The 24,105-nt window shown below is 27.9% G+C and carries 26 protein-coding genes; 23 read left to right on the top strand and 3 right to left on the bottom strand.

What is annotated here, in order from left to right; translation table 11 throughout:
• Positions 1-13: 13 nt before the first annotated feature.
• The 15 genes from OXH55_RS04705 to OXH55_RS04640 all read left to right on the top strand — a co-directional run bounded on the left by OXH55_RS04705 (position 14) and on the right by OXH55_RS04640 (position 14,925).
• On the top strand, positions 14-2,590 hold the full coding sequence (locus OXH55_RS04705; protein WP_268048346.1) for a chemotaxis protein CheA: 2,577 nt from the start codon (positions 14-16) through the stop codon (positions 2,588-2,590).
• A complete protein-coding gene (locus OXH55_RS04700) occupies positions 2,587-3,036 on the top strand; it encodes a chemotaxis protein CheW (RefSeq protein ID WP_268048344.1) in 450 nt (149 codons plus the stop codon). Before OXH55_RS04705 ends, OXH55_RS04700 begins: the two co-directional genes overlap by 4 nt.
• On the top strand, positions 3,033-5,039 hold the full coding sequence (locus OXH55_RS04695) for a methyl-accepting chemotaxis protein (protein WP_268048343.1): 2,007 nt from the start codon (positions 3,033-3,035) through the stop codon (positions 5,037-5,039). The genes OXH55_RS04700 and OXH55_RS04695 overlap by 4 nt, the downstream gene beginning before the upstream one ends.
• A 14-nt stretch (positions 5,040-5,053) precedes the next feature.
• Complete coding sequence (gene cheB, locus OXH55_RS04690; RefSeq protein WP_268048341.1) at positions 5,054-6,133, top strand: chemotaxis-specific protein-glutamate methyltransferase CheB; 1,080 nt, start codon at positions 5,054-5,056, stop codon at positions 6,131-6,133.
• Between the two features lie 3 nt (positions 6,134-6,136).
• Positions 6,137-6,994 carry a CheR family methyltransferase gene (locus OXH55_RS04685; RefSeq protein ID WP_268048339.1) on the top strand — a complete coding sequence of 286 codons (858 nt, stop codon included), beginning with the start codon at positions 6,137-6,139 and terminating at the stop codon, positions 6,992-6,994.
• Between the two features lie 4 nt (positions 6,995-6,998).
• The gene (locus OXH55_RS04680) at positions 6,999-7,373 is read left to right on the top strand and encodes a response regulator (RefSeq protein ID WP_268048337.1); all 375 of its coding nucleotides are present in this window, start codon (positions 6,999-7,001) and stop codon (positions 7,371-7,373) included.
• A 2-nt stretch (positions 7,374-7,375) separates the two neighbouring features.
• Entirely contained in the window at positions 7,376-7,843 is a 468-nt protein-coding gene (locus tag OXH55_RS04675; protein WP_268048335.1) for a chemotaxis protein CheX, read from the top strand.
• A gap of 17 nt (positions 7,844-7,860) precedes the next feature.
• On the top strand, positions 7,861-9,618 hold the full coding sequence (locus OXH55_RS04670; protein ID WP_268048333.1) for a diguanylate cyclase: 1,758 nt from the start codon (positions 7,861-7,863) through the stop codon (positions 9,616-9,618).
• Between the two features lie 214 nt (positions 9,619-9,832).
• Positions 9,833-10,213 carry an ECF transporter S component gene (locus tag OXH55_RS04665; RefSeq protein ID WP_336296758.1) on the top strand — a complete coding sequence of 127 codons (381 nt, stop codon included), beginning with the start codon at positions 9,833-9,835 and terminating at the stop codon, positions 10,211-10,213.
• Positions 10,214-10,219: 6 nt separating this feature from the next.
• The gene (locus OXH55_RS20095) at positions 10,220-10,387 is read left to right on the top strand and encodes a hypothetical protein (protein ID WP_336296757.1); all 168 of its coding nucleotides are present in this window, start codon (positions 10,220-10,222) and stop codon (positions 10,385-10,387) included.
• Between the two features lie 280 nt (positions 10,388-10,667).
• A complete protein-coding gene (locus OXH55_RS04660; protein ID WP_268048331.1) occupies positions 10,668-11,768 on the top strand; it encodes a sensor domain-containing diguanylate cyclase in 1,101 nt (366 codons plus the stop codon).
• A 248-nt stretch (positions 11,769-12,016) separates the two neighbouring features.
• Positions 12,017-12,568: an RNA polymerase sigma factor gene (locus OXH55_RS04655; protein ID WP_268048329.1), complete on the top strand. Its 552-nt coding sequence runs from the start codon at positions 12,017-12,019 to the stop codon at positions 12,566-12,568.
• Positions 12,565-13,029, top strand: a complete 465-nt coding sequence (locus OXH55_RS04650) for a hypothetical protein (protein ID WP_268048327.1) — start codon at positions 12,565-12,567, stop codon at positions 13,027-13,029. The genes OXH55_RS04655 and OXH55_RS04650 overlap by 4 nt, the downstream gene beginning before the upstream one ends.
• A 4-nt stretch (positions 13,030-13,033) precedes the next feature.
• Entirely contained in the window at positions 13,034-13,807 is a 774-nt protein-coding gene (locus OXH55_RS04645) for a hypothetical protein (RefSeq protein WP_268048325.1), read from the top strand.
• A 14-nt stretch (positions 13,808-13,821) separates the two neighbouring features.
• Positions 13,822-14,925, top strand: coding sequence for a DUF4097 family beta strand repeat-containing protein (locus OXH55_RS04640; protein ID WP_268048323.1), 1,104 nt, complete (start codon positions 13,822-13,824; stop codon positions 14,923-14,925).
• Positions 14,926-14,985: 60 nt separating this feature from the next.
• On the opposite strand, the gene OXH55_RS04635 is transcribed toward OXH55_RS04640, so the two are convergent.
• The 3 genes from OXH55_RS04635 to OXH55_RS04625 form a co-directional block, all read right to left on the bottom strand.
• Positions 14,986-15,738: a polysaccharide deacetylase family protein gene (locus OXH55_RS04635; RefSeq protein WP_268048321.1), complete on the bottom strand. Its 753-nt coding sequence runs from the start codon at positions 15,736-15,738 to the stop codon at positions 14,986-14,988.
• A 107-nt stretch (positions 15,739-15,845) separates the two neighbouring features.
• Entirely contained in the window at positions 15,846-16,130 is a 285-nt protein-coding gene (locus OXH55_RS04630; RefSeq protein ID WP_268048319.1) for a PolC-type DNA polymerase III N-terminal domain-containing protein, read from the bottom strand.
• A gap of 126 nt (positions 16,131-16,256) precedes the next feature.
• Complete coding sequence (locus OXH55_RS04625; RefSeq protein ID WP_268048317.1) at positions 16,257-16,415, bottom strand: YfgJ family double zinc ribbon protein; 159 nt, start codon at positions 16,413-16,415, stop codon at positions 16,257-16,259.
• 407 nt (positions 16,416-16,822) lie between these two features.
• Between OXH55_RS04625 and OXH55_RS04620 the strand changes: the two genes are divergently transcribed.
• From OXH55_RS04620 to OXH55_RS04585, 8 genes are all read left to right on the top strand, one after another.
• Positions 16,823-17,671: a 3-hydroxybutyryl-CoA dehydrogenase gene (locus OXH55_RS04620; protein WP_268049022.1), complete on the top strand. Its 849-nt coding sequence runs from the start codon at positions 16,823-16,825 to the stop codon at positions 17,669-17,671.
• 227 nt (positions 17,672-17,898) lie between these two features.
• The gene (locus tag OXH55_RS04615) at positions 17,899-18,678 is read left to right on the top strand and encodes a hypothetical protein (protein ID WP_268048315.1); all 780 of its coding nucleotides are present in this window, start codon (positions 17,899-17,901) and stop codon (positions 18,676-18,678) included.
• 174 nt (positions 18,679-18,852) lie between these two features.
• On the top strand, positions 18,853-18,996 hold the full coding sequence (locus OXH55_RS04610) for an LDCC motif putative metal-binding protein (RefSeq protein ID WP_268048313.1): 144 nt from the start codon (positions 18,853-18,855) through the stop codon (positions 18,994-18,996).
• Positions 18,997-19,037: 41 nt separating this feature from the next.
• The gene (locus tag OXH55_RS04605; protein ID WP_268048311.1) at positions 19,038-20,117 is read left to right on the top strand and encodes a C40 family peptidase; all 1,080 of its coding nucleotides are present in this window, start codon (positions 19,038-19,040) and stop codon (positions 20,115-20,117) included.
• A gap of 178 nt (positions 20,118-20,295) precedes the next feature.
• Positions 20,296-20,574: a metal-sensing transcriptional repressor gene (locus OXH55_RS04600; RefSeq protein ID WP_268049021.1), complete on the top strand. Its 279-nt coding sequence runs from the start codon at positions 20,296-20,298 to the stop codon at positions 20,572-20,574.
• A gap of 12 nt (positions 20,575-20,586) precedes the next feature.
• Positions 20,587-23,031: a heavy metal translocating P-type ATPase gene (locus OXH55_RS04595; protein ID WP_268048309.1), complete on the top strand. Its 2,445-nt coding sequence runs from the start codon at positions 20,587-20,589 to the stop codon at positions 23,029-23,031.
• 24 nt (positions 23,032-23,055) lie between these two features.
• Positions 23,056-23,310: a heavy-metal-associated domain-containing protein gene (locus OXH55_RS04590; RefSeq protein ID WP_268048307.1), complete on the top strand. Its 255-nt coding sequence runs from the start codon at positions 23,056-23,058 to the stop codon at positions 23,308-23,310.
• A gap of 102 nt (positions 23,311-23,412) precedes the next feature.
• Positions 23,413-24,105, top strand: a complete 693-nt coding sequence (locus tag OXH55_RS04585) for a response regulator transcription factor (protein WP_268048305.1) — start codon at positions 23,413-23,415, stop codon at positions 24,103-24,105.

The raw sequence follows: 24,105 nt of genomic DNA, 5'->3' as shown, positions 1-24,105 counted from the left end.
GTGGGAAATCCAAATGATGAATGAAGAATTTATAAATGATTTTATAGAAGAAGCTGCATTACATACCTCAAATGTTGAAAAATGGTTGTTACTATTGAATAGTGAAAGAGAAAATATTGATTATATCAACAAGATATTTAGAGCAGTTCATAGTATAAAAGGTACAGCAGGTTTTTTCAAATTAAATAAAATTGTAGAGTTAGCTCATTCTATGGAAAATTTATTTGGAAAAATAAGAAATAATAAATATAAATTAAAAGATACAGATATGGATGTAGTTCTTTGTGCGAACGATTGTTTGAAGACATTGAGTGAAAATGTATATGATAATGAAAATATTCATATAGACGAGCATATTAATCAAATAAATAATATTTTACAATCTGATATTAAAGAATCTTCTTTTGAAAAAGTAGATTATGAAGTCATAGAGAAAGCTAAAAAGAGAGGTCATATACTTTATGAAATAAGTATAAATTTAAGAGGCGATTTAAAAGAAAATAACATAGAAATTATGAAATTGATTCAATCTGTTAAATCTATAGGTGAAATAATTGATTCTAATATGGATACTAATAAAGTTAGAAATTTAGAACATTTTAATGAATCAGAAGCTACCTTGTATTTGATAATATCCTCTGTATTAGAAAAAAATTTAGTTGCACTAGCATTGGATTTAGATGAAACTAAAATACATGAATGCATATATGAAGAAGTTGTAGATAAAAAAGAAGATAGCAATAAAAATACTATAGTTATGGAAGAAATTAGTTGTGAAGAAGAAATGTCAGATAAATTAAAGATTGAGCAAAATGAAAAAAAGGTTATAAGACAAGAAAATAGTTTTAATAAGGAAGAAACTATTAGAGTTAAATTAGGGCTTTTAAATGAGCTTTTAAATTTAACAGGGGAATTGGTGTTGGGAAGAAATCAACTTATAAGAACTATGGAAAGTCATAAAAAGGATATTCAAGGCATTGATAATATTCTTCAAAATATAGATTATGTAACATCTAAGTTGCAAGGGAAAATAATGCAAACAAGAATGCAGCCTATGGCTAATGTTTTTGATAAATTTCCACGAATAATTAGAGATTTATCAAAAAGTTTGAATAAGGATATTAAATTAGAATTAGAAGGTGAAGAAGTTGAACTGGACAAGTCTATTATAGAAGCCTTGGCAGATCCATTAGTTCATTTAGTAAGAAATGCTGCAGATCATGGATTAGAAAGTAGTAAAGAAAGACAACAAAAAGGAAAAACTAGTACTGGCACAATAAAATTAAAGGCTTACTATAGAGCAGGATATGTAATAATAGATGTAATAGATGATGGCAAAGGAATAGATATAGAAGAAATAAAAAAGAAGGTTTTAGAAAAAGAATTAGTTTCTTCAAATGAACTTTCCAAGATGACAGAAAAAGAAATTATAGAACTTATTCTAACTCCAGGATTTTCTACAAATGATAGTGTAACGGCTATTTCAGGGCGTGGAGTAGGAATGGATGTAGTTAAAACTAATATAAAAAAATTAGGTGGAAATATTGAAATATATACAAAACAAGGAAAAGAAACTACAGTCAGACTTATAATTCCACTAACTCTTGCTATAATTTCAGCTCTTATAGTAGAGAGTAAAAATCAAAAATTTGTTCTTCCACAAATTAATCTTAAAGAAATAGTTAGAATTACTCCTAAAGATATAGATAAAAAAATAGAATATGTAAATGATACGAAGATTTTGAGGCTAAGAGATAAGTTTTTACCGATTATAAATTTAGCAGAAATATTAGAAGATAAAGATGAAAATCATTGTGAAGTTTATAGTAATAAAATAATAAGAGTATTAGTTTTAAAATTTGGATTTAAAGAGTTTGGGTTAATTGTAGATGAAATTCATGATGATGAAGAGATATTAGTAAAATCATTACCTAGATATTTGAAAGATTTAAAGTGTTATGCTGGTGTTACGATTTTAGGAGATGGAAAAGTAGCTATGATTTTAGATGTGAATGGTATTGTAGAAAAAGCTAAGTTGAAATTAAAAGATGAAAGTGAATTGATAAAGCTAAAAAGAAAGGAAGAAAAAGATAAAGACATAAAAGAACAAAGTAATTTAATGTTATTTAAGTGTTCACAACATGAAACCTTTGGAGTAGATTTATCTTTTATTCAAAGGGTAGAAGAAATCAAATTAAATGATATTGAATTAATAGGGGATAATGAATATGTAAAAATTAGAGGTAATTCTCTTAGAATTATAAGACCATCAAAGTATATACCTGTGAGTAGGCAACAAGAAAATAATAAAAAATATTATGTTATAATACTAAAGCATGTAAAGTATCCAGTAGGTATACTTATAGATAAAATATATGATACAGTAGAAACTTATATAAATTTAAATACTGATGATTTTGATTACAAAGGGATATTAGGAAGTACTATAATAGAAGATAAAATTATTCTAATATTAAATGTATATGAATTATTAGAATTAGCTGTACCAGAAAAATATACGACACAAACAGTTAAAGAAAGTTTAGAAGAAGATATTAAAAATTTATGTAATAAAGAGGGAGAAAAATGAAAAAAGTATTAACTTTTTATTTAGGACAAACTCTTTTTGGAATAGAACTTGATTTGGTTAAGGAAATTACAAGAAATATAGAGTATACATCTGTATTTGGTGCTAAAAATTATATTAAAGGATTGATGAATCTAAGAGGCAATATTATTACTATTTTTGATTTAAGTGCAATAGTAGGTGAAGAGTGTAATAAAGAAAATATAAGAACTAAATGTGTTGTGTTAAAATCAAATTTTGAAGATTCAGACAATATAGGGTTTTTAGTAGATAAAACTGGAGAAGTTATAGATGTAAAAGAAGAAGATTTTTGTGAATTACCACAAAATACAGGAGAATCTAAGGGGAAATATATATCTAGTGTAATAAATTTAGAAAAAGAATTTTTAAGAATGTTGAATTTAAGAAGAATATATAATATTGAAACCTTGGAGGGGATGAATAAATGAAAAAGTTTAAAGATTTAAAAATAGGACAGAAGCTAGGTATAGCTTTTACTATTACAATTTTAATTACATTTGTAATAGGATTCATAGGAATAAAAAATTTATCTGACTTATCTAAAATAAATAATGAAAATTATAACGATAATACCATAGCATTAAAGAAAACAGGAGAAATAGCAGAACAATTTCAAGGTATAAGGGTTTATTTAAGAGACATTATTTTAGGAAAAGATATGAACAATAGAAATACATATGTAAATGAGGTAACAAAAGGATTTGAAGTTATTGAGGATAATTTAAATCATATAAAATTTTCAGGAGAAAATTCTAAACAAATTGAAGAAACAAAAAAAGCAATTAAAATTTATAAGTCATATACTGAGCAACTAATAAAACTAGTTTATGATGGTAAAAATCAAGAAGCTCTTGAACTATTAATGAATACTCCAGAGTATGATCAAGCTTATAATGATATGAGAAGTTTTATAAATAAGACAATAGAAATTAAAACAAATGACTCTAAAAATAGTAATATATTAATCTCAAATAAAGAAAATAATACTATAAAGATTATTATTTTTTTAGTAGGTTTTGGAATTGTAGTAATGGCTTTAGTAGGAAAATATACTACAAGTTCAATTACTAAAGCAGTAATGCATATGGAATTGTTAATGAAAAAAGCTGAAGAAGGAGACTTAACTATTCAAGCAGAAATATTTTCACAGGATGAAATTGGAACATTATCTATGGCATTTAATAGTTTTGTAAATAAATTGAAACATTTCACACAAAATGTACAAGAAAAATCTTATAAATTAAATCAAAGTTCAAAAATACTTTTAACTACTGCTGAGGATTTATCGGAAAAGAGTAGAGAGACTAACGATAAGACTGTAAGTGTTATGGCTTCAATAGAAGAAATAGCTGCAAGTATAGACGGCAGTGCAAAGGCTTCTACTGAGACTAGCAATAATATAGAGATGATTGCTTCAGCTACTGAAGAATTTTCTTCTAATATTAGAAGTATAGCGTCTTCTTCAACACAAACTTCTTCAGAAATAGACAAGGTAGAAGATTTAGTGGAAGGTATGTCTGAGAGTACTAAAGGAGTTTTAGATTTATCAGAGGATATTTATAAATTTGTAGGCAGCATAGCAACGTCTACTAAAGAAATTAATATATCTATTAATGAAATAAGCAAAAATGGAGAAAGAGCTTTAAATATAACAGAAGATGCTCAAGGAAAAATTAAAGAAACAACTGAAAGTATAATTAAGCTAAATAATTTATCTAAAAGTATAGGAAAGATTATTGATATAATTAATGATATAGCAGATCAAACAAATATGTTAGCACTAAATGCGGCTATTGAGGCAGCAGGAGCGGGAGAAGCAGGAAAAGGATTTGCAGTAGTAGCTAATGAAGTTAAAGAATTAGCCAAACAAACTACTAGGGCTACTGAAGAAATAAGTGATCAAATAAAAGAAATACAATTAGATACAAATAATGCTGTAAAATCAATGGAAATTATAAATGATGTTATGGATGAAATAGTTACATCAACCAATATAGTATCTTCAGCAGTAACTGAACAATCTTCTAATACACAATTAATATCGAATTCTGCTTCTGAAGCTTCAGAAAAAATAGGGATGATTAATAATGAAATTAAGAATGTGAATGAAAAAGCAGAAAAAATATTAGTGAGTATATCAGAGGCTGGTAAAGGAGTTTCGGAAGTAGCACGATCTGTTTCTGAAATTTCAATAAGTTCAAATGAAATTGTAAAAAATACGGAAGAAGTATCTTTAAAAACTGCGGAAGTGGCAAGAAGTGCTAGAGAGATAACAATAGGAGCTAATGAAATTTCTATGAATATAGAAAAAATTAGTGCAGATACAAGACAAAATTTAGAAATTGCTACGGGTTCTAGTGAATTATCTAAAGAGCTTGATAAGATGGGAAAAGAATTAGAAGATTTAGTAAGTGTATATAAAATAAAATAGATGGAAGTGGTTACTTGAACAAGCTTAATGTATTAGTTGTAGATGACTCTATTTTACACAGGGACTTAATGAGAAATATTGTTAATGATACTGGAATAGCAAAAGTTGAATATACAGCATCAAATGGAATGATAGCTTTAGAAAGAATGAAATATTCTAAATTTGATGTAATTCTTTTGGACATAGTAATGCCAGAGTTAGATGGAGTAGAGACTCTTAAAATAATAAGAAAAAGATATCCACACATAAAGGTTATTATGATAAGCGAAGAAAATAATGATACTACAAAATTAACAATTGAAGCATTAAGTAATGGAGCTATAGAGTTTATAAAAAAGCCAACAATACAAAATAATAATAATATTGAGAAGACTACTAATAATTTAAAAATACTTTTAAATCAAATTTTTATTGAAAAAAATACGAAAAATACATTATCTGCTTTATATGAGAAAGATAAATATAAAAATACCTCTGTAGAACAAGTAACAAAATATAAACTTAAAAATTTTAATAATCCCGATATAATACTTATAGTGGCGTCTACTGGAGGACCTATGGCATTAGAAAAAGTGCTTAAAAAGTTAGATTCTAATATAAACAAGCCTATTTTGATAGTGCAGCATATGCCCTCTAATTTTACTAAATCTTTGGCAAAAGCATTAAATAAGGTTTGTAGTCTAGGTGTTAGTGAAGTAAGAAAAGAAGAAACAATAAAACCAGGAAAAGTATTGATTGCTCAAGGTGGATTGCATATGATAGTGGAAAGTAGAAGTGAGGAAAAGGTAGTAAAAACAGAAAAGTCGTCCTATATTAACGGAGTTAGACCTTCGGCAGATGTACTTTTTAAGTCTATTGCAAGAGAATATAGTAGAAAAAAAGTTTTAGCTATCATATTGACGGGAATGGGATTTGACGGTAGAGAAGGAATTAAAGCATTAAAAGAGCAGTGTGATTGTTGGTGTATAACACAAAGTGAAGATAGTTGTGTAGTTTATGGCATGCCTAAATGTGTAGATGAGAAAGGACTTTCAGATGAATCCTTGGACATAATCCACATAGGGAATAGAATAAATAAATTAACACAAGTTTAGGATGTGATAAAAGTGATTGTAAATTTATCATCAGAAGAGTTTTCTCTTATGAAGAGATATATTGAAGAAAAGTGCGGAATTTTGCTTTCAGAAGATAAAGCGTACTTGATTGAAAGTAGACTTTCAAAATTGCTTGTAGATTTTCGATGCAATACTTTTGAAGAATTTTATAAATTAATTTACAATAGCAAGGATGATAGTATTACTGAAAGAATGATTGATGCAATAACTACAAATGAAACACTATGGTTTAGAGATAGGAAGCCTTGGAAGATATTAGAAAATGTTTTAATGCCTCAATATATAGATATGTTGAGAAAAAATAAAAAAAATAAAATTAGAATATGGAGCGCAGGATGCTCTACAGGACAAGAGCCTTACACAGTGGCTATGATAATAGATAATTATTTAAGTAAGAATAATATTTCAGATGTAAGTATATCTCAGTTTGAAATAGTGGCAACGGATATTTCCAGCTCTATAATAGAGATTGCTAAATCGGCCAGATACGATGCTATATCTATCATGAGAGGTTTACCTGAATTTTACAAAAATAAATACTTTGAAAAAGAAGGTCGAATTTATATATTAAAAGATAATATAAAGAAAATGGTTAAGTTTTATAGATTCAATTTGCAAAAAAGTTTTGCTTTTTTTGGTAATTTTGATTTGATATATTGTAGATATGTTACAATATATTTTTCAGATACTTTAAAAAATGATATTCTAAGAAGAATGGCATTATCGCTGAAAGAGAATGGAAATTTCTTTTTAGGGAGTTCAGAAATATATTTTAATTATAATGATTATTATGATAAAAAGGAGTATATGGGGAGTGTATATTACGAGGTGAAGAGGTGAATATATGAAAATTTTATCTGTAGATGATTCAGCTATAATAAGAAAAATAATAAGAATGGCTGTAGAAGTAATAGAGTATGAATTTATGGAGGCTGCAGATGGAGAAGAAGCCTTAAAAGTTATAGAACAAGAATATAAAGAGATTGCTTTAATTTTATTGGATTGGAATATGCCTGGTATAGATGGATTTGAATTATTAAAGAAACTTAAAGAAGAAGATAGATTTAAACATATTCCCGTTATGATGGTAACTACAGAAAGTGAAAAGCTGAATATAATAAAAGCTATACAGGCTGGAGCGATACATTATGTCATTAAACCCTTTACCATGGAGGAAGTTACTAAAAAAATGTTAGAAGCATTGGGAAGGGGAGAGTAACTTTGGATAAAGAAAGGATTCAGTTAGAACAAAGTCTCAATATTGCAATTAAAGATGTCATTCAAACTATGACAGGATTGTATATTGAAGAAAATACATATAAAGAAAATAGTACGGTTAAAGGTGAAATATCTGGAGTTATGATTATTACAGGAGAAAAAAATGCTCTCATGTCTTTAACCATGTCAAAAGAAGTAGCTAGTTTAATTATAGGTTATATGACAGGAAATTTACCAAGTGATTTGAGTGATGAGGAAGTGTATGATGGAGCAGCGGAACTTATAAATATGATAGCAGGTAGAACTAAGGCGTTGCTAACAGGAAAAAAATATTATTTTAATCTTACTCCTCCTTTTGCAATAGTGGGAGACAAACATTTTATTCTACATAAAAATAAGATTTTAAAGATTATGAAAAGCTATTCTATAGAAGGTAAAGAACTTTTACTTCAGGTATATTATATAGACTAATTTGGGGGATGGAGTAAATGAAAGTAACAAAAGTATTAATTGTAGAAGATTCAAAAGTAACAGCAAAAACAATTAAAAAGAGTTTAATCGATCTTAAATATGAAGTAGTAGATATATGTGCTGCAGGTGAAGAAGCTATTAGATCTGCTCTTATTTATAATCCAGATATAATTCTTATGGATATACAATTAGAGGGAGAAATGAACGGCCTTGAGACAGCCACAAAAATAACAAATATATTGAATATACCTGTGATATACCTTACAGCTTTATCCGACAAGCAGATGTTAGAACAAGCAAAATTAAGTGAAGGTTATTCTTTTTTAGTAAAGCCTTTTGAAGAAGCTGAACTTTATTTTAATATTGAAATGACATTGTATAAGCATGAAATGAAGAATAAATTACAGGAAGAGAGAAAGTGGTTAAATACAATTCTTCAAAGTATAGAAGATGGTGTTATTGCTACAGATAAAGATGGTAATATTAAATTTATGAATGAAAGTGCTATGGCTCTTACTGGATATAGTGGTGGAGAGCTCAATGTTAAACTTAAAGATATTATTAGTTTGCTGGATTGTAAAACTAAAGAAAAGATAGATGTAATGAATTTACATGTAAAGGAAGAAAAAATATTATTAGGAGCTAATAATAAGGAGTATATTACGATTTGTCAATTGACAGAGATACCTAAAACAAATAAAGAGAAAATGGGATATGTTCTTACTTTTTCTGATGTATCAGAAGAAACAAAATTAAGAAATGATATAAATTATTTAACTTTCCATGATCAATTAACAGGAGTTTATAATAGAACGTATTTTGAAAAAGAATTTAGTAAATTTGATGTGCAAGAATATATGCCGGTTAGCATAATAATTACAGATTTAAATGGATTAAAATTAACTAATGATGTGTTTGGACATAAAGCAGGGGATGATTTAATAAAAAATGCAGCAAAAGCAATAACGGAAAGCTGTAGAGAAGGTGACTTAGTAGCACGATTAGGTGGAGATGAATTTATAATAGCTCTTCCGAATACGGATAGAGGGACGGCAGAAGAAGTAGCAAAAAAAATACACAAGCTTTGTAATATACAAGAAACAGTATTGGATAAGGTTAGTATGGCTATAGGAATAGCTACAAAAGAAAAAATGCGACAGGATATGTCTAGTGTTGTCAGTGAAGCAGATGATGATATGTATTCTAAGAAATTTATAGAGAGCAAAAGAATACGAGAAGAAATATTGGAATACTTAAAAAATAAATTAAGACAAAATCCTCATAACAAAGAACAAAAGCTTATTGAAATGGGACGAATATTAATTGAAATGGGCAAAAAAATGAATTTTTCACAAAAGCAACTAGAAGAGTTAATGTTATATAAAGAAGCTGGCGATATAGGGATGCTGACTATACCAGAGGAGATACTGCATAAAGGTTCTAAGCTAGATAGAAAAGAATGGGACATAGTTAAAAAACATCCAGAAATAGGGTACAGGATATCCATGGCTATTAAGAAATTTATTCCTATAGCAGAATATATTTTATATCACCATGAAAGATGGGATGGAAAAGGATATCCGCATAAACTAAAAGGAGAAGAAATACCTTTAATTTCTAGAATGATAGCTATTGTAGAGGCTTATGATTCTATGACTACAGATAGAGAGTATAGAAAAGCTATGAACAAAGAGGAAGCAATTTTAGAAATAACCAGATGTGCAGGAACTCAATTTGACCCTAAATTAATTGAGGTATTTAAAGAGGTAATTTAATAATTTATATAAGAAAAAACTTCTTAAGGATTAAACTTAAGAAGTTTTTTCTTATATAAAAAATAAGAATATATGCTTTGAAACTGAGATGTATCGATACAGTTGACCATTTGTCATTATTATGAAAAAATTCAATTATACCCATGGTAGGAAAAATATACAAAAACAAGTATCACAAAGTTAATTATTTGAATTATATAAGGGAGGAATTAAAATGAACAATAGTTATTCAAAAGATATAAATGTTAATAGTAAAGCAAAGAATATAGTGTTATTAGGATTATTAACTAGTTTAGTATTTGTAGCTACAATGTTTATGAGTTTTCGTCTTCCTATTTCAGTAAATGGAGGCTTAATACATTTAGGAAGTGCTATGGTGGTAATTATCACAATTATTTTTGGCGGAAAACGAGGAGCTATATCTGCAGCATTTGGTATGAGTTTATTTGATTTGTTAATAGGAGGGGCACAATGGGCTCCATTTACCTTTGTAATCAAAGGATTAATGGCATATATTATAGGAAATATAGCGTATGCTAAAGGAAGAAATGGTGATAATTTTCTATGGAATAGTATCGGTATTGTAATTGGATGAATTTGGATGATTGCTGGATATTATGTAGCTGAGGTAATTATTTATGGAAATTGGCTTGCACCAGTGACATCTATACCAGGAATGGCTATACAAATTGTTGCAGCAATGGTTTTTGGATTACCTCCAGCTGCTGCTTTGAAAAAAATTGGAATTCAAAAAAACAATATCTTTTAATTATAAATTATTAGGATATGGATTTATATTAGCAGCAATAGTATTAGCTTTAGCTTAGGAAAACTTTGTAAAATGGACTGTCTCAAAATGATTTTTAAAAATCATTTTGAGACAGTCCATTTTATTGTTTTGTGGAAAATTATCCGTAAATGTTATAAATTTTGAAAAATTCAATAAAAATAAAAAATGTCGATAATTGATACATAAACTAGTTTGAGTTAAAATAAAAGTATATATTTTAAAAGTATAATATAGTAAATACTCACTTGGAGGGGTAGCTATGGCAAAAAAAGGCGATGAATCATTTGAAAATTTAAATAACATTAATAATGTTGAAATAAAACTTAAGCTTGAAAATAAAATTTTAAAAAAAGAAAAATCAATTATAACAAAAGAACTTGAAGAAAGTAGAGGTATGAATTGGATTCTGAGCCAAGTTATCAAAGTCTCTGGTACTCTTGAGTTGTTTGAAAATTTAATGAAAAATATTACTGATATAATTATGGGGGTTATGGGAACAGACACATGTACTATATGGATAAAGAATGATAATGATTATACAACTTATTCAAGAAGTATTTATAATGGTAATAAATATGAAGTTAAAGAAAATGAAAAATTACCTGATTTTTTACTGAAAATTAAAGAAACAGGGGCCTTTAATGTTAGTAATAGAAAAATAGATTTTTTTAAGGGAACAAATGTAGAATCTATACTTATAGCTCCGTTAGAAGATTTTAGACTTAACAATAGATTAGGGGTTATTGTTGTAGAACATAGGAACAAAGATTTTTTTACTAAAAATATTATAGATTTTTTTAATATACTAGCTATTCAAGTAAGTATTGTTGCAGTTAATTCAAAGCTTTTTGAAAAAATTAATGAAGTAAGTAATAGAGATATTTTGACAAACTGTTATAATAGAAAGTATTTAGAAAAACTTATGTTAAATATGAATACTAATCAAGAGAATTATACCCTTGCAGTATTTGATTTAGATAATTTTAAAAAAGTAAATGATATGTGTGGACATGAAAAAGGCGATGAAGTTTTAGTCGAAGTTAGCAATTTAGCTATGGAGATTATAAAAAAACATAAGGGAGATGTTATAAGATTTGGAGGAGATGAATTCATAATAATATTATTTAAGCCTTTAAGTGAAGCTGTAGAAATATTAGATCACTTCAGAGAAAAAGTAACTCAACTTAAAGTTATTAAACAAATAGGAATTAACGTTACTATAACAATAGGAGTTGCCTCTTATCCTGAAACGGTATTACAGATGAAAGATGTATTTACTGTTGCCGATAAGATATTAGTCGAAGGTAAAACTAAGGGGTTAAAAAATAGAATTCATGTAGGAGAAAGTAAAAATATATAGTAAGAGACTGCTGTTTAGTTATAGTGATTAATTAAGAATAAGGTTCTCCATTTTGGTGGGGAACCTTTATTTAATCTATAGTAAATTAGACTTTCTTAGTGAAGTCAAACGTCTTTATAGCAATATATACCTTTGTTCTTTATTTAAGAATTTAAAGTAAATTTATAAGTATAAAAAATTTTTTTTATTTTTTTGAAGGGTTTTAAAAAAATAGTACGTCTATATTAGTGTGAAGAAAGGAGGGAGCTATGAAAGAAAATGATTTAATAATAAAAAAAGCGGCAAATGGAGATGATGAAGCTTTCAGAATAATAGTTGAACAATATAAAAATTTAGTATATGCCGTTTGTAAAAACATAGTAAAAGACCCCCATGAGGCGGAAAATTTGACTCAAGAGACTTTTTTGCAAGTGTATAAATCCCTCCATAAATATGAATATAAAGGATTTAAGAATTGGATAGGTAGAATTGCAGTTAACAAGTCTATTGATTATAAAAGAAGGCTTGCAAGTAAACAAGAAAATGAGATAAAGTATATTGATGAAATGGAATGTTTGCCTGATAATAAAGCCTTAATTCAAGATAGACTAATTCAAGAAGAGCGGAAAAGAGAAGTTATATGTTATTGCAATGAGTTACCACTTAAGTACAAGAGCGTAATAAAAAAATTTTATATTCAAAATAAGAGCTATAAAGAAATAGCAGCAGAAGAAAACATAAGTATAAAAACTGTTGAAACAAGACTTTATAGGGCAAAAAACCTTTTAAGAAAGAAGATTGAGGAGGTGGAAGAGACATGAAGCACCATGGGGAAGAAAAATGGGAATTATATTTGAAAGATAGCTTAGATGAAGAAGTAAAAATAGATATGGAAGAACATTTATTAAATAGTGACGAATGTCTTGAAAGCTACTTATCGGTTGTTGAAGCTTCTATTGAAAATGAGCAAGATAATGAACTATCACCAGATTTTGTGGATAATGTTATGAATATTATAGAAGATAATAAAAAGAATTCAAAGAAAAATAAAAAGACAAATAAAAAGACAAATATACTCATTTATTATACTTCAGTTGCAAGTATAACAATATTCTTTTTATTAACTGGAGTTTTTGATGGAATGTATAAAGGTGTTAGTAAGGGGATTACTGTCACAGGTGCTTATAAAGAAGAAACAAAAATTATACAATATGGTTGGAGTAATAAATTAGTGGATAAAACTTCAATATTTTTAGATAGTTTGATAAATAAGGAGGAGTGATTGAATGTATAAGAAAAGTAAATTTTTAACCTTTTTGCTATCCTTTTTTCCAGGGTTAGGACATATTTATTTGGGATTAAGCAAAAGAGGAGCATATTTTATTTCAGCAGTAGTTGGAGATATACTTTTAAGTATATTTATAACAGGGATTGATATAGTTAATGAACCGATTACATTAATATTTATTCCTATAATATGGTTAGCAGCAGTGGTGGATAGTATGGTACTTGCTGATAAAATTAATCATGGAATGTTGTATGAAAGTGGTCCAAATGAAAGTGCTGTTACTTTGAAAAAGGGAGAAGGATTAGGAGTTGATAACAAAAGGCTAATTACATTAATGCTTTCAATGATACCAGGAGCAGGTCATATGTATATTGGTCTTATGAAGATGGGGGTACAGATAATGGGGTTATTCTTCTTAGCGTTTTACTTAACAGATTTACTAAGAATTTCACTATTTATGCTATTTGTACCTGTAATATGGTTTTATAGCATTTTTGATGTTATGCATAAAACTTCTTCTAGTGAAAATCTAGAAGATGGAGATTTGATTATTGTAGATAAATTTAAAGATATGAGTATAAACAAAAATAGTGGAAGACTTTTAGGAATTGTACTAATAGTAATAGGTATTGCTATTATATTCCAAAATGTAGCTATGCCAATGATTGTAGAGGCTTTTGGATATAAAATTAGAGAATATTTCAATGTTGGTATAGTGTCACTATTATTTATATTAGGTGGAATAAAGTTGATGGTTGGAAGCAAAGAGTAAATAGGGGGATAATAATGAGAAAGTGGAGAGTTGGAACAATATCTATGGGTATTATGCTTATAGGCACAGGGATAATACTTCTTTTAAGTCAAATTACAGGGATAAATGGTGCAGAAAAAATTATAAAATGGTGGCCTATAATTTTAATAATTTTAGGTTTAGAGACTTTAGCTTATATTTATTTCTCGAAAGAGGAAAATCCTAAGGTTAAGATGGATGTTCTAAGTATTATTTCTATAATATTTATTCTTTTAGTATGTAGTGGTATATATGCAGTAAACAATCTTATGAATGGTGAATTATCTGATGTCTTTTTAAGTGAAATTGGACATTGTAAATATTCATCTGTTTTTAATAAAAAGTATAAGATAAACGCTAGTAACGTAAAGAACATAAATATTGATGTGTTTGGTGACTTGAAGGTAGAAAAATATGAAGGAAACAATATTGAAATAGAATCAATCATAACAATGGATAATAATGACGAGAAATACGCAAAAGAAATTTCTGATAAAATTATTGAAATAGATGAAGGAGAAACGCTTAGAATAAGTTCTAAGAAAGAGCAATATTTAAGAAGTAATCGTAGAATCAGAAATGTTAGAATAAGTTATTATATTAAAGTTCCCAAGAAATTAAATTATGATATAAACAATAAATCAGGAATGGTTGAGCTTAAAGAGTTAATTGGAGATATAGAAATAGATTCAAATAATAGTGATATAGAGATTAAAAAAGTTAGTGGAAATATTAGTATAGATAATAAGTTTGGAAAGATTGATATTAAAGATGTAAAAGGCTTAGTTAGTATAGAGAATTCAAAAGGAAATATTTCTTATGAAAGTAAGGAAATAAATAATAGTAATATTGAAATTGAAAATGAAGCTGGAGATGTAAATATTAAGCTTCCTGAAAAGCAGCAAGGAGCGTATAAATTCAATACTAAATATGGAAATATTGATGTAGATGGATTCAAACTTAAGATCAATAAAGAAGAAAATGATAAACAAACTAATGAAAAAAATCGTGAACAAAATGTGGATGAGATAGTTGGAAAAGATAGCCCAATTATTAGAGTTGAGGTGAATAACGGAGACATAAGACTTAGAGGTAGATAACAGCTTAATATAGTTTGATTTAAATAAAGCAGAAGTTTTATAAGAACTTCTGCTTTTATATTACTTCTTGAATCTATAATAATATTCATTAGTATCTTCTAAAATTGGTTTAAATTCATAACCTAAATTTTTATAATAGTCTATTATAAGCGGTAATGCTTTAACTGTATTTTTATTATTAGAATTACAGTGCATAAGCAGTATTATTCTTGAGTAGTTTTCGTTATATTTTTTTGCATTATTAACTAATTTATTTATAGAAAGATTTGGTTTTATTCCATCCTCTAAGTTTACATTCCAATCATATACTTTTAAATTATTTTTATGTAGATTTTCAAGCATATTTTGGTTTAAATGTCCTGAACTGCCTCCAGGAAATCTGATAATATTAGAAGTATATCCTGTAATCTCTTTAATTTTATTTTGAGTTCTTAGCATTTCATTTATAAAATTATCTTCGGATAAATAGATTTTTTTGAAATTATGAGTGTAAGTATGAAGCCCTATACCATGACCTTCTTTATAAATTCTATTTAAAATTTCTTCACGACCATCGATTTCTTTTCCAACTATAAAAAAAGTAGCTTTCACATTATACTCTTTTAAAACATCTAGCAGTTGGGTGGTAACAACAGGGATAGGACCATCATCAAAAGTTAAATAAACTGTTTTTTTATCAGCAATATTAGAAACACAAGGTAAGGTCATATCATTTTTGTAAAATGTTTTTTTTGCTAGATATATTGATGTAACTAATAAAAAAGAAACTGTTATACAAAAGATTATTTTAACTTTTCTTAATTTATCAAACATAAATATTCATCTACCTTCTAAATATATTTTTAGTTATTTACTAAGTTTTATAAAATAGTAGTTAAATGTAGTATTCCCCAATTGCTCAATTCTATTGTTCGAATAAATTAATTATAGTATTGGTACTCTGATAAAGTTTTGAAAAATGCTTCAGCTATAAGTTTTTCAAACTGATTTATAAGGTTTATATTAGTTATGTTTTCACTTTTTAAATCAACTTTTAATTCATTATGTTTAGAGTCAAAATATACCCTGTCAATTGTTATAGATTTATTTTCAATTAATTCAGTTAAAGAATCATCAAGTTCATCACTAATATCAGTAAATAGGTTTAGTTTAAATATATCATTTTCTAAATTTTCAATATCAGGTATTAATTCTATTGTAGACATGACAACACCTCCCTGTATATGAGTATTGACATAAAAGAGAAATATATTCAGATGATAGAAAAGCCTACAGGTGGGAATTCTGTAGACCTTTGATTATTTGTTTTGTGTAATTTAAATAGTTAGGGCTTATTTTTGTGCTGATATATCTTCTTTAGGTTGTTCTTTTAAAATTCTTTTACTTGATTTTAATTCTTTGCATTTTGGACAAAAGTAGTTTATAGCTGCACAAGCATTAAATTTTTCTAATTTTGATCCACAGTCAGGGCAATAATAAGTTTTATTCATAGAAAAACCTCCTCATTTGTTTTAATATAATTATACCAAAACAATATAATAGAATCTAAATTCATTTAAAATTGAGAAAGAATTAGTAGCATATATTGAAACATAATTTTCATAAATTAACATTGTCTAAAATTTATCATGAATGATATAAAAATAACAAAAAATATATATATAAAATTGAAAAAATTTCATATAAGTATTTGAAATTAAAATGAAACAGTGATATAATTATAGAAAAAGAAGTAATGATTTGTAATATATTCCTACTACAATTAAAATTAAATGGGTTATATAGGCTTAATTACAATAAAGTTACTTATATAAATATTCAATTCTTGTGCGCAATGCAATTTTTTTTCAGGGGATAGTTAAAAAATTAACGAAATATTAATCAAAAGGAGGAATTAATTATGAAAATATGTGTACTTGGAGCAGGTACAATGGGAGCTGGAATAGCTCAAGCTTTCGCTGTAAAAGGACATGAGGTAGTATTAAGGGATATAAAAGATGAGTTTGTTGAAAGAGGACTTGCTGGAATAAATAAAAATCTTTCTAAATTAGTATCAAAAGGAAGAATGGAAGAAAATGATAAAGAAGAAATATTATCAAGACTAACAGGAACAGTTGACCTAAATATGGCAGCTGATTGCGATTTAGTCGTTGAAGCAGCAATAGAAAATATGGAAATAAAGAAGCAGATTTTTGGTGACTTGGACAAGATGTGTAAACCAGAAACAATACTTGCTTCAAATACATCATCACTTTCAATTACAGAAATTGCTGCTTCAACAAATAGACCAGATAAGGTTATAGGAATGCATTTCTTTAATCCAGCACCTATTATGAAACTTGTAGAGATCATAAAAGGAATGGCAACTTCAGAAGAAACTTTTGCTGCTGTAAAAGAATTATCAGAAGCAATTGGAAAACAACCAGTAGAAGTTAAAGAAGCACCTGGATTTGTTGTAAATAAAATTTTAATTCCTATGATAAATGAAGCAGTAGGTATATTAGCAGAAAATATAGCTTCTGCAGAAGATATAGATAAGGCTATGATGTTAGGAGCTAATCACCCAATGGGACCTCTAGCTTTAGGAGATCTTATAGGATTAGATGTATGTCTTGCTATAATGGATGTATTATTCCATGAAACTGAGGATCCAAAATATAGAGCTCATCCATTACTAAGAAAATATGTAAGAGCTGGATGGCTAGGAAGAAAGACTAAAAAAGGATTCCATGACTATTCAAAATAATGTATATAATTATGGGGATAATTATATAGAGCTAGAAAATTAAATAAGGTTTATAATTATGGGGATAATTATATAGATGGAAAAAGTCTACAGGATTTAAATTCTGTAGGCTTTTAATTTTTTTAGAAAAAATTTAGGCGTTTTTACTTACTAGGAAATTATAAAATTTTAAATTTAAGGATAATAATAAATTTATAATAAAATTTTATAGTATAGGAGAAAAGAAAATGAAAAAATATAAAGATCAGATATCATTAGCAATAATTCTATTAATTTCCTCAATTTTACTTTATACCATAAATTACATGATGTTTCATGACATTCATCATATTCTTGTGTTTTTAACAGAAGATTTAGCATTCATACCTATAGAAATACTTATTGTAACACTAATTATAGATAAATTTATAGAACGCAGAGAAAAAAGAAAGCTTTTTCAAAAGCTTAATATGCTAATAGGAGTTTTTTTTAATGAAGTTGGAGAAGAAATGTTAAGATTATTTATAAATGCAGATCCTAATGTTGATAAAATTAGAAATAAACTTATTGTAACAAATGGATGGAAAGATGAAGATTATAAAAAAATCAAAGAGATAACTAAGTCATATGAGTACAAAATTATTTCTAAGAAAATTTATTTAGATAATATAGAAGCTTTGTTGTGTAATAATAAAGAATTTTTTATAAAACTTTTGGAAAATCCTATTTTATTAGAGCATGAAACTTTTACAGAACTATTGCAAGCATTATTCCATTTATATGGAGAAGTAATAACCAGAAGACGTACTCCACATTTGATTGAACAAGACATTCAGCATATAGGTGGTGACGTAGAAAGAGCTTATGCACTATTAGCATATGAATGGGTTATATATATGCAATATCTACAGAATGAATATCCATATTTATTCTATACTGCAATGATACATAATCCTTACGATAATAGAGATAGCGAAGAAATTGAAAAAACTATTATGAAACTTAAAAAGAAAAATATAAAAAAGTAAATCTAAATCCTATACCATGGTTAAAAGGTATAGGATTTTTCATATAAAGAAATTAGAGTTTAATTTTTTATAATTATCAAGATAAAGGAAATTTTAGTCAATATAAAAAACTACATAAAATCTCCATAAAAAATAAATATAATATAGTTAAAATAAGACAAAGGGGATGGAAATATGAAAAAATGGTTTAAGAATTTTATAAAGAAGATAGCGGAAGAAAACAATAAAAGTTTAGGAAATCAAAAATTAGATTGTTGTGGTTTAAATAGACCTAATAATATGAAAAATAATATAAAAAAAGTAAATAATACAAGATAAAATTATTTTTTTGAATACATACTAAAGAGGAGTAGTGAATGATGCATAAGAAGTTGACTTCGTTGTTAGTAATAGTATTAACAACTACAATGAATGCCACTATAGTTCAAGCTGCCCCAATATCTAATAATGCTAATCAGCAGGTGAAGCTACAGCAATATAAAGCTAATTTAGAAAAGGCAGAAAAGAAAGTAGAAGAATTGGAACAGAATATAGAGCATTTTGATTATGAAATAGAAAGTAAAATGATTGAATTAAATAATACTAAAAGTAAAATTGAAGAAGCAAAAAATCATATAAAGGTAGCAGAAAAAGATATTGAAAAAATAGATAAGGATATTGAAGAAGAAAAAAAGTTATATAACGATAGGATAAGGAATATGTATATGCAGGGTATGGGGGGGTACCTTGAGGTTATTTTAGGAGCTAAAGATTTAAGTGATTTATTTTTTAGACTTGAAGCATTAAAGAAGATTTGGGAACTTGATAGGAAAATATTAAATAGTTTAAATGAAAAGCAAGACAAGATTAAAAATAAAAAAGAACAACTTTTATTGGAAAATGATAAATTATTATCTTTGCAAGCGAAGCAAGAAAAAGAGATGGAAGATTTTAAGCAAAATAAAATTCAACAAGAGAAGTTAATTGCAGAAGCTGAGAAATTGACCAAATTATATGCTGATAAAGTGAAGAAAGAAGAGAAAAAAGTAAGCCAAAATACAACTAAGTATATCCCATCTAGAGGGTCATCAGCGTCTGTATCACAGGATGCTATGATTGCTTATGCAAAGAAATTTTTAGGTACACCTTATAAATGGGGAGCTAATGGACCTAATTATTTTGACTGTTCCGGATACACGAAATATATATTTGCTAAATTTGGGATTAATATTCCTAGAGTATCTAGAGATCAGGCAAAAGGAGGAAGATATGTACCAAAGAATCAACTTCAGCCAGGAGATTTAGTTTTTTATGCTTATAATAAGGGGAAAGGTGCTATACATCATGTAGGTATGTATATAGGTAATGGAAAGTATATTCATGCACCTAGAACAGGGGATGTAGTAAAAATATCTTCTGTGAATAGAAGTGATTATGCAACAGCAAGAAGATATAAGTAATAAAATGACTAATAGCACTAAAGCGCTATATTTGATGATATAGCGTTTTAGTGCTGAAAAATTAATTAGAATAATTTAAAAAGTTATTGAAAATAATTATTAATAAGTATATAATATATCCATAAGACACCCCCACGGGGTAGGGGAGGTATGGCGAATGAGTAATACGCATAATAAAATGAATGAGGAAAAGAAAAAAGCAGTACAGTCTTTAAAAACAGCAAAAGGACAAATAGAGGGAATAATAAAAATGATAGAAGATGGAAGGTATTGCATCGATATATCAAACCAAATTATTGCAGCACAATCACTTCTAAAAAAAGCTAATATGTTAATTTTAAAACAGCATTTGAATCACTGTGTAAAAGATGCTTTTGCAAAGGAAAACAATGAAAGAGATGCTGAAGATAAAATAGAAGAAATAATACAAATACTTTCAAAACTTACAGGGAAATAGGGTGGTATTATTATGAATAAAACATTAAAAATAGAAGGCATGACTTGTGCGGCATGCTCAAGAGCAGTAGAGAGAGTTTCTAAAAAGGTGGATGGAGTATCAGAAGCTAATGTGAATTTAGCTACAGAGAAACTTAATATAACTTTTGATGAATCAAAAGCTACTGTTGAAGATATCAAAAAAGCTATTGAAAAAGCTGGATATACTGCAAAAACAGAAGAAGTAAGTAAAACATTGAAAATAGAAGGCATGACTTGTGCAGCATGTTCAAGAGCAGTAGAGAGAGTTTCTAAAAAGGTAGATGGAGTACTAGAAGCTAATGTAAATTTAGCTTCAGAAAAATTAAATATAACTTATGAGTCTTCTAAGGTGAGGATTTCAGACATAAAGAAAGCTATAGAAAAAGCAGGTTATAAAGCTTTGGATGATGAAGTTACTGTAGATAAGGATAAAGAGAAAAAAGAACAGCATACAAAGGAAATGTGGAAAAGATTTATTGTATCAGCTATATTTACTGTTCCATTATTAATAATTACTATGGGACATATGGTTGGATTAAATTTACCAGAGATAATTAATCCTAAGGTAAATCCATTAAATTTTGCATTGATTCAATTAATTCTTGTTACACCTGTTATGCTGGTAGGTAATAAGTTTTTTACAGTAGGATTTAAAACTTTAATTAAAAGAAATCCTAATATGGATTCACTAATTGCTATAGGTTCTTCAGCATCATTTTTATATGGAATTTTTGCTATATATCAGATTTCTATAGGAAATGTTCATTATACAATGGATTTGTATTTTGAATCTGCAGCAACTATTTTGACATTAATAACTCTTGGAAAATATTTAGAAACAGTGACTAAAGGGAAAACTTCAGAAGCAATTAAAAAGCTTATGGGTTTAGCACCTAAAACTGCAACGATAATTAGAAATGGAAAAGAAGAGGTAATCTCTATAGATGAGGTTGAAGTAGGAGATATTGTTTTGGTTAAACCAGGTGAAAAAATTCCTGTAGACGGTGAAGTTATAGAAGGTATTACTTCTGTTGATGAATCAATGCTTACAGGAGAGAGCATACCTGTTGAGAAAGTAGAAGGCGATAATGTTATTGGTGCAAGTATAAATAAAAATGGTTCAATAAAATACAGAACTACGAAAGTTGGGAAAGATACAGCTTTAGCACAGATTATTAAATTAGTTGAAGAAGCTCAAGGTTCTAAGGCGCCAATTGCAAAAATGGCAGATATAATTTCGGGATATTTTGTACCAATAGTAATAACACTATCAATAGTATCAGCGTTGGCTTGGCGTATATCAGGTGAAAGCTGGGTATTTTCACTTACAATATTCATTTCTGTATTGGTAATAGCATGCCCATGCGCTTTAGGACTTGCTACTCCAACAGCTATTATGGTTGGTACTGGAAAGGGTGCGGAATATGGAGTGTTGATAAAAAGTGGAGCAGCCCTTGAAACGGCTCATAAAATTGAAACAATAGTCTTTGACAAAACAGGTACTATAACAGAAGGAAAGCCAAAGGTTACAGATATTGTTACTGCACAAGAAATTAATGAAGAAGAGTTATTACTGATTGCCGCAAGTGCTGAAAAAACATCTGAACATCCTCTTGGTGAAGCTATAGTAAAGGAAGCCGAAGATAAAAAGTTAGAATTAAAGAAGGTAGATTTCTTTAAGGCTATACCTGGTCATGGTATAGAAGTGGAAATAGATAATAAAAAAGTATTATTAGGAAATAAAAAATTAATGGAGGAAAGTAATATTTCATTAGAAAGCTTAGAGGAAAAATCAATTAAATTAGCTAATGAAGGAAAAACTCCAATGTATATATCTTCAGATAGAAAGATAATGGGAATAATAGCAGTAGCAGATACTGTTAAAGAAAGCAGTCAAAAAGCAATAGAAAAATTACATGATATGGGCATAGAAGTAGCTATGATAACTGGAGATAATGAGAAAACAGCAGAGGCTATTGCAAAACAAGTAGGTATAGATACTGTAATAGCTGATGTACTACCAGAAGATAAAGCATCAGAAGTTAAAAAACTTCAGGAGAAAGGCAAAAAAGTTGCTATGGTAGGTGATGGAATTAATGATGCACCAGCCTTAGTACAAGCGGATGTTGGAATGGCTATAGGTTCAGGAACAGATGTTGCCATTGAATCAGCAGATATAGTTCTTATTAGAAATGATCTTATGGATGTAGCTACAGCAATTCAATTGAGTAAAAAGACTATAAAGAATATTAAGGAAAATCTATTTTGGGCTTTTGGATATAATACTATAGGAATACCAGTAGCTATGGGAATATTGCATATTTTTGGTGGTCCACTTTTGAATCCAATGATTGCGGCTGCTGCAATGAGTTTCAGTTCAGTTTCAGTACTTCTTAATGCTTTAAGATTAAAAGGATTTAAACCTTATAATATATAAATAAATTTTAAAGGAGAGATTAAAATGAAAAAGAAATTATTAATTGAAGGAATGAGTTGTGGACACTGTGTTATGCATGTGAAAAATGCTTTAATGGAATTAGATGGAGTAGCTAATGTAGATGTTGATTTAGATGCAAAATCAGCTTTAGTAGAATTAAATAGTGAAGTAGAAGATAGTGCATTAAAAGAAGCTGTTGAAGATGCAGGATATGATGTAGTAAAAGTAGAAAATTCAGAAAATGGTGGTTGTTGCTGTGGAGGCGGCTGCTGTTGTTAAATAGTCTAGCTTAATGATTAAAAACTGGAAAATAAGAAATCATAATAGAAATCCTCTATGATGCAATAGTGCCATAGAGGATTTATTTTAAGGAGTGAGAATATGACAAATGAAAAAAATATTCTTGTTGTTGATGATGAAGAGAAAATTGTTGAAGTAGTAAAGTCATATTTGGAAAAAGAAGGATATAAGGTTTTTGAAGCTTATAATGGTAAGAATGCTATAAAAATCTTTGAAGAAAATGATATATCTTTAATAATCTTGGATTTGATGCTTCCAGATTTAACTGGAGAAGAAATATGTAAAACTTTAAGGAAAAAATCTAGAGTACCTATTATAATGTTAACGGCCAAAGTTAAAGAGGAAAATATTTTAGATGGATTTTATATTGGAGCAGATGATTATGTTACAAAGCCTTTTAGTCCTAAGCAGCTTATAGCAAGAGTTATGGCTTTATTAAGAAGAACAGATAATGAAGTGATATCAAATATAATGTCTTTTAATAATGATGACTTAGTTATTGATGATTTAAAATACGAAGTAAAGAAAAATTCACAAATAGTAAATTTAACTGCAACAGAATATAAGATACTTTTAACTATGGCAAAATATCCTCAAAAAGCATTTACAAGGGAAGAATTAGTTTGTATGGTTTTAGGAGAAGACTATGATGGGTTTGATAGGGTAATAGATACACATATTAAAAACCTTAGACAAAAGATAGAAGATAATACTAGAGAGCCCAAGTATATACTTACTATTCATGGTATAGGATATAAATTTGGTGGTGAGTAA

Source organism: Clostridium ganghwense, assembly GCF_026735165.1.
Lineage (GTDB): Bacteria > Bacillota > Clostridia > Clostridiales > Clostridiaceae > Clostridium_H > Clostridium_H ganghwense.
The sequence above is the reverse complement of the archived record's forward strand: the minus strand, read 5'-3'. Positions and strand labels throughout refer to the sequence as shown.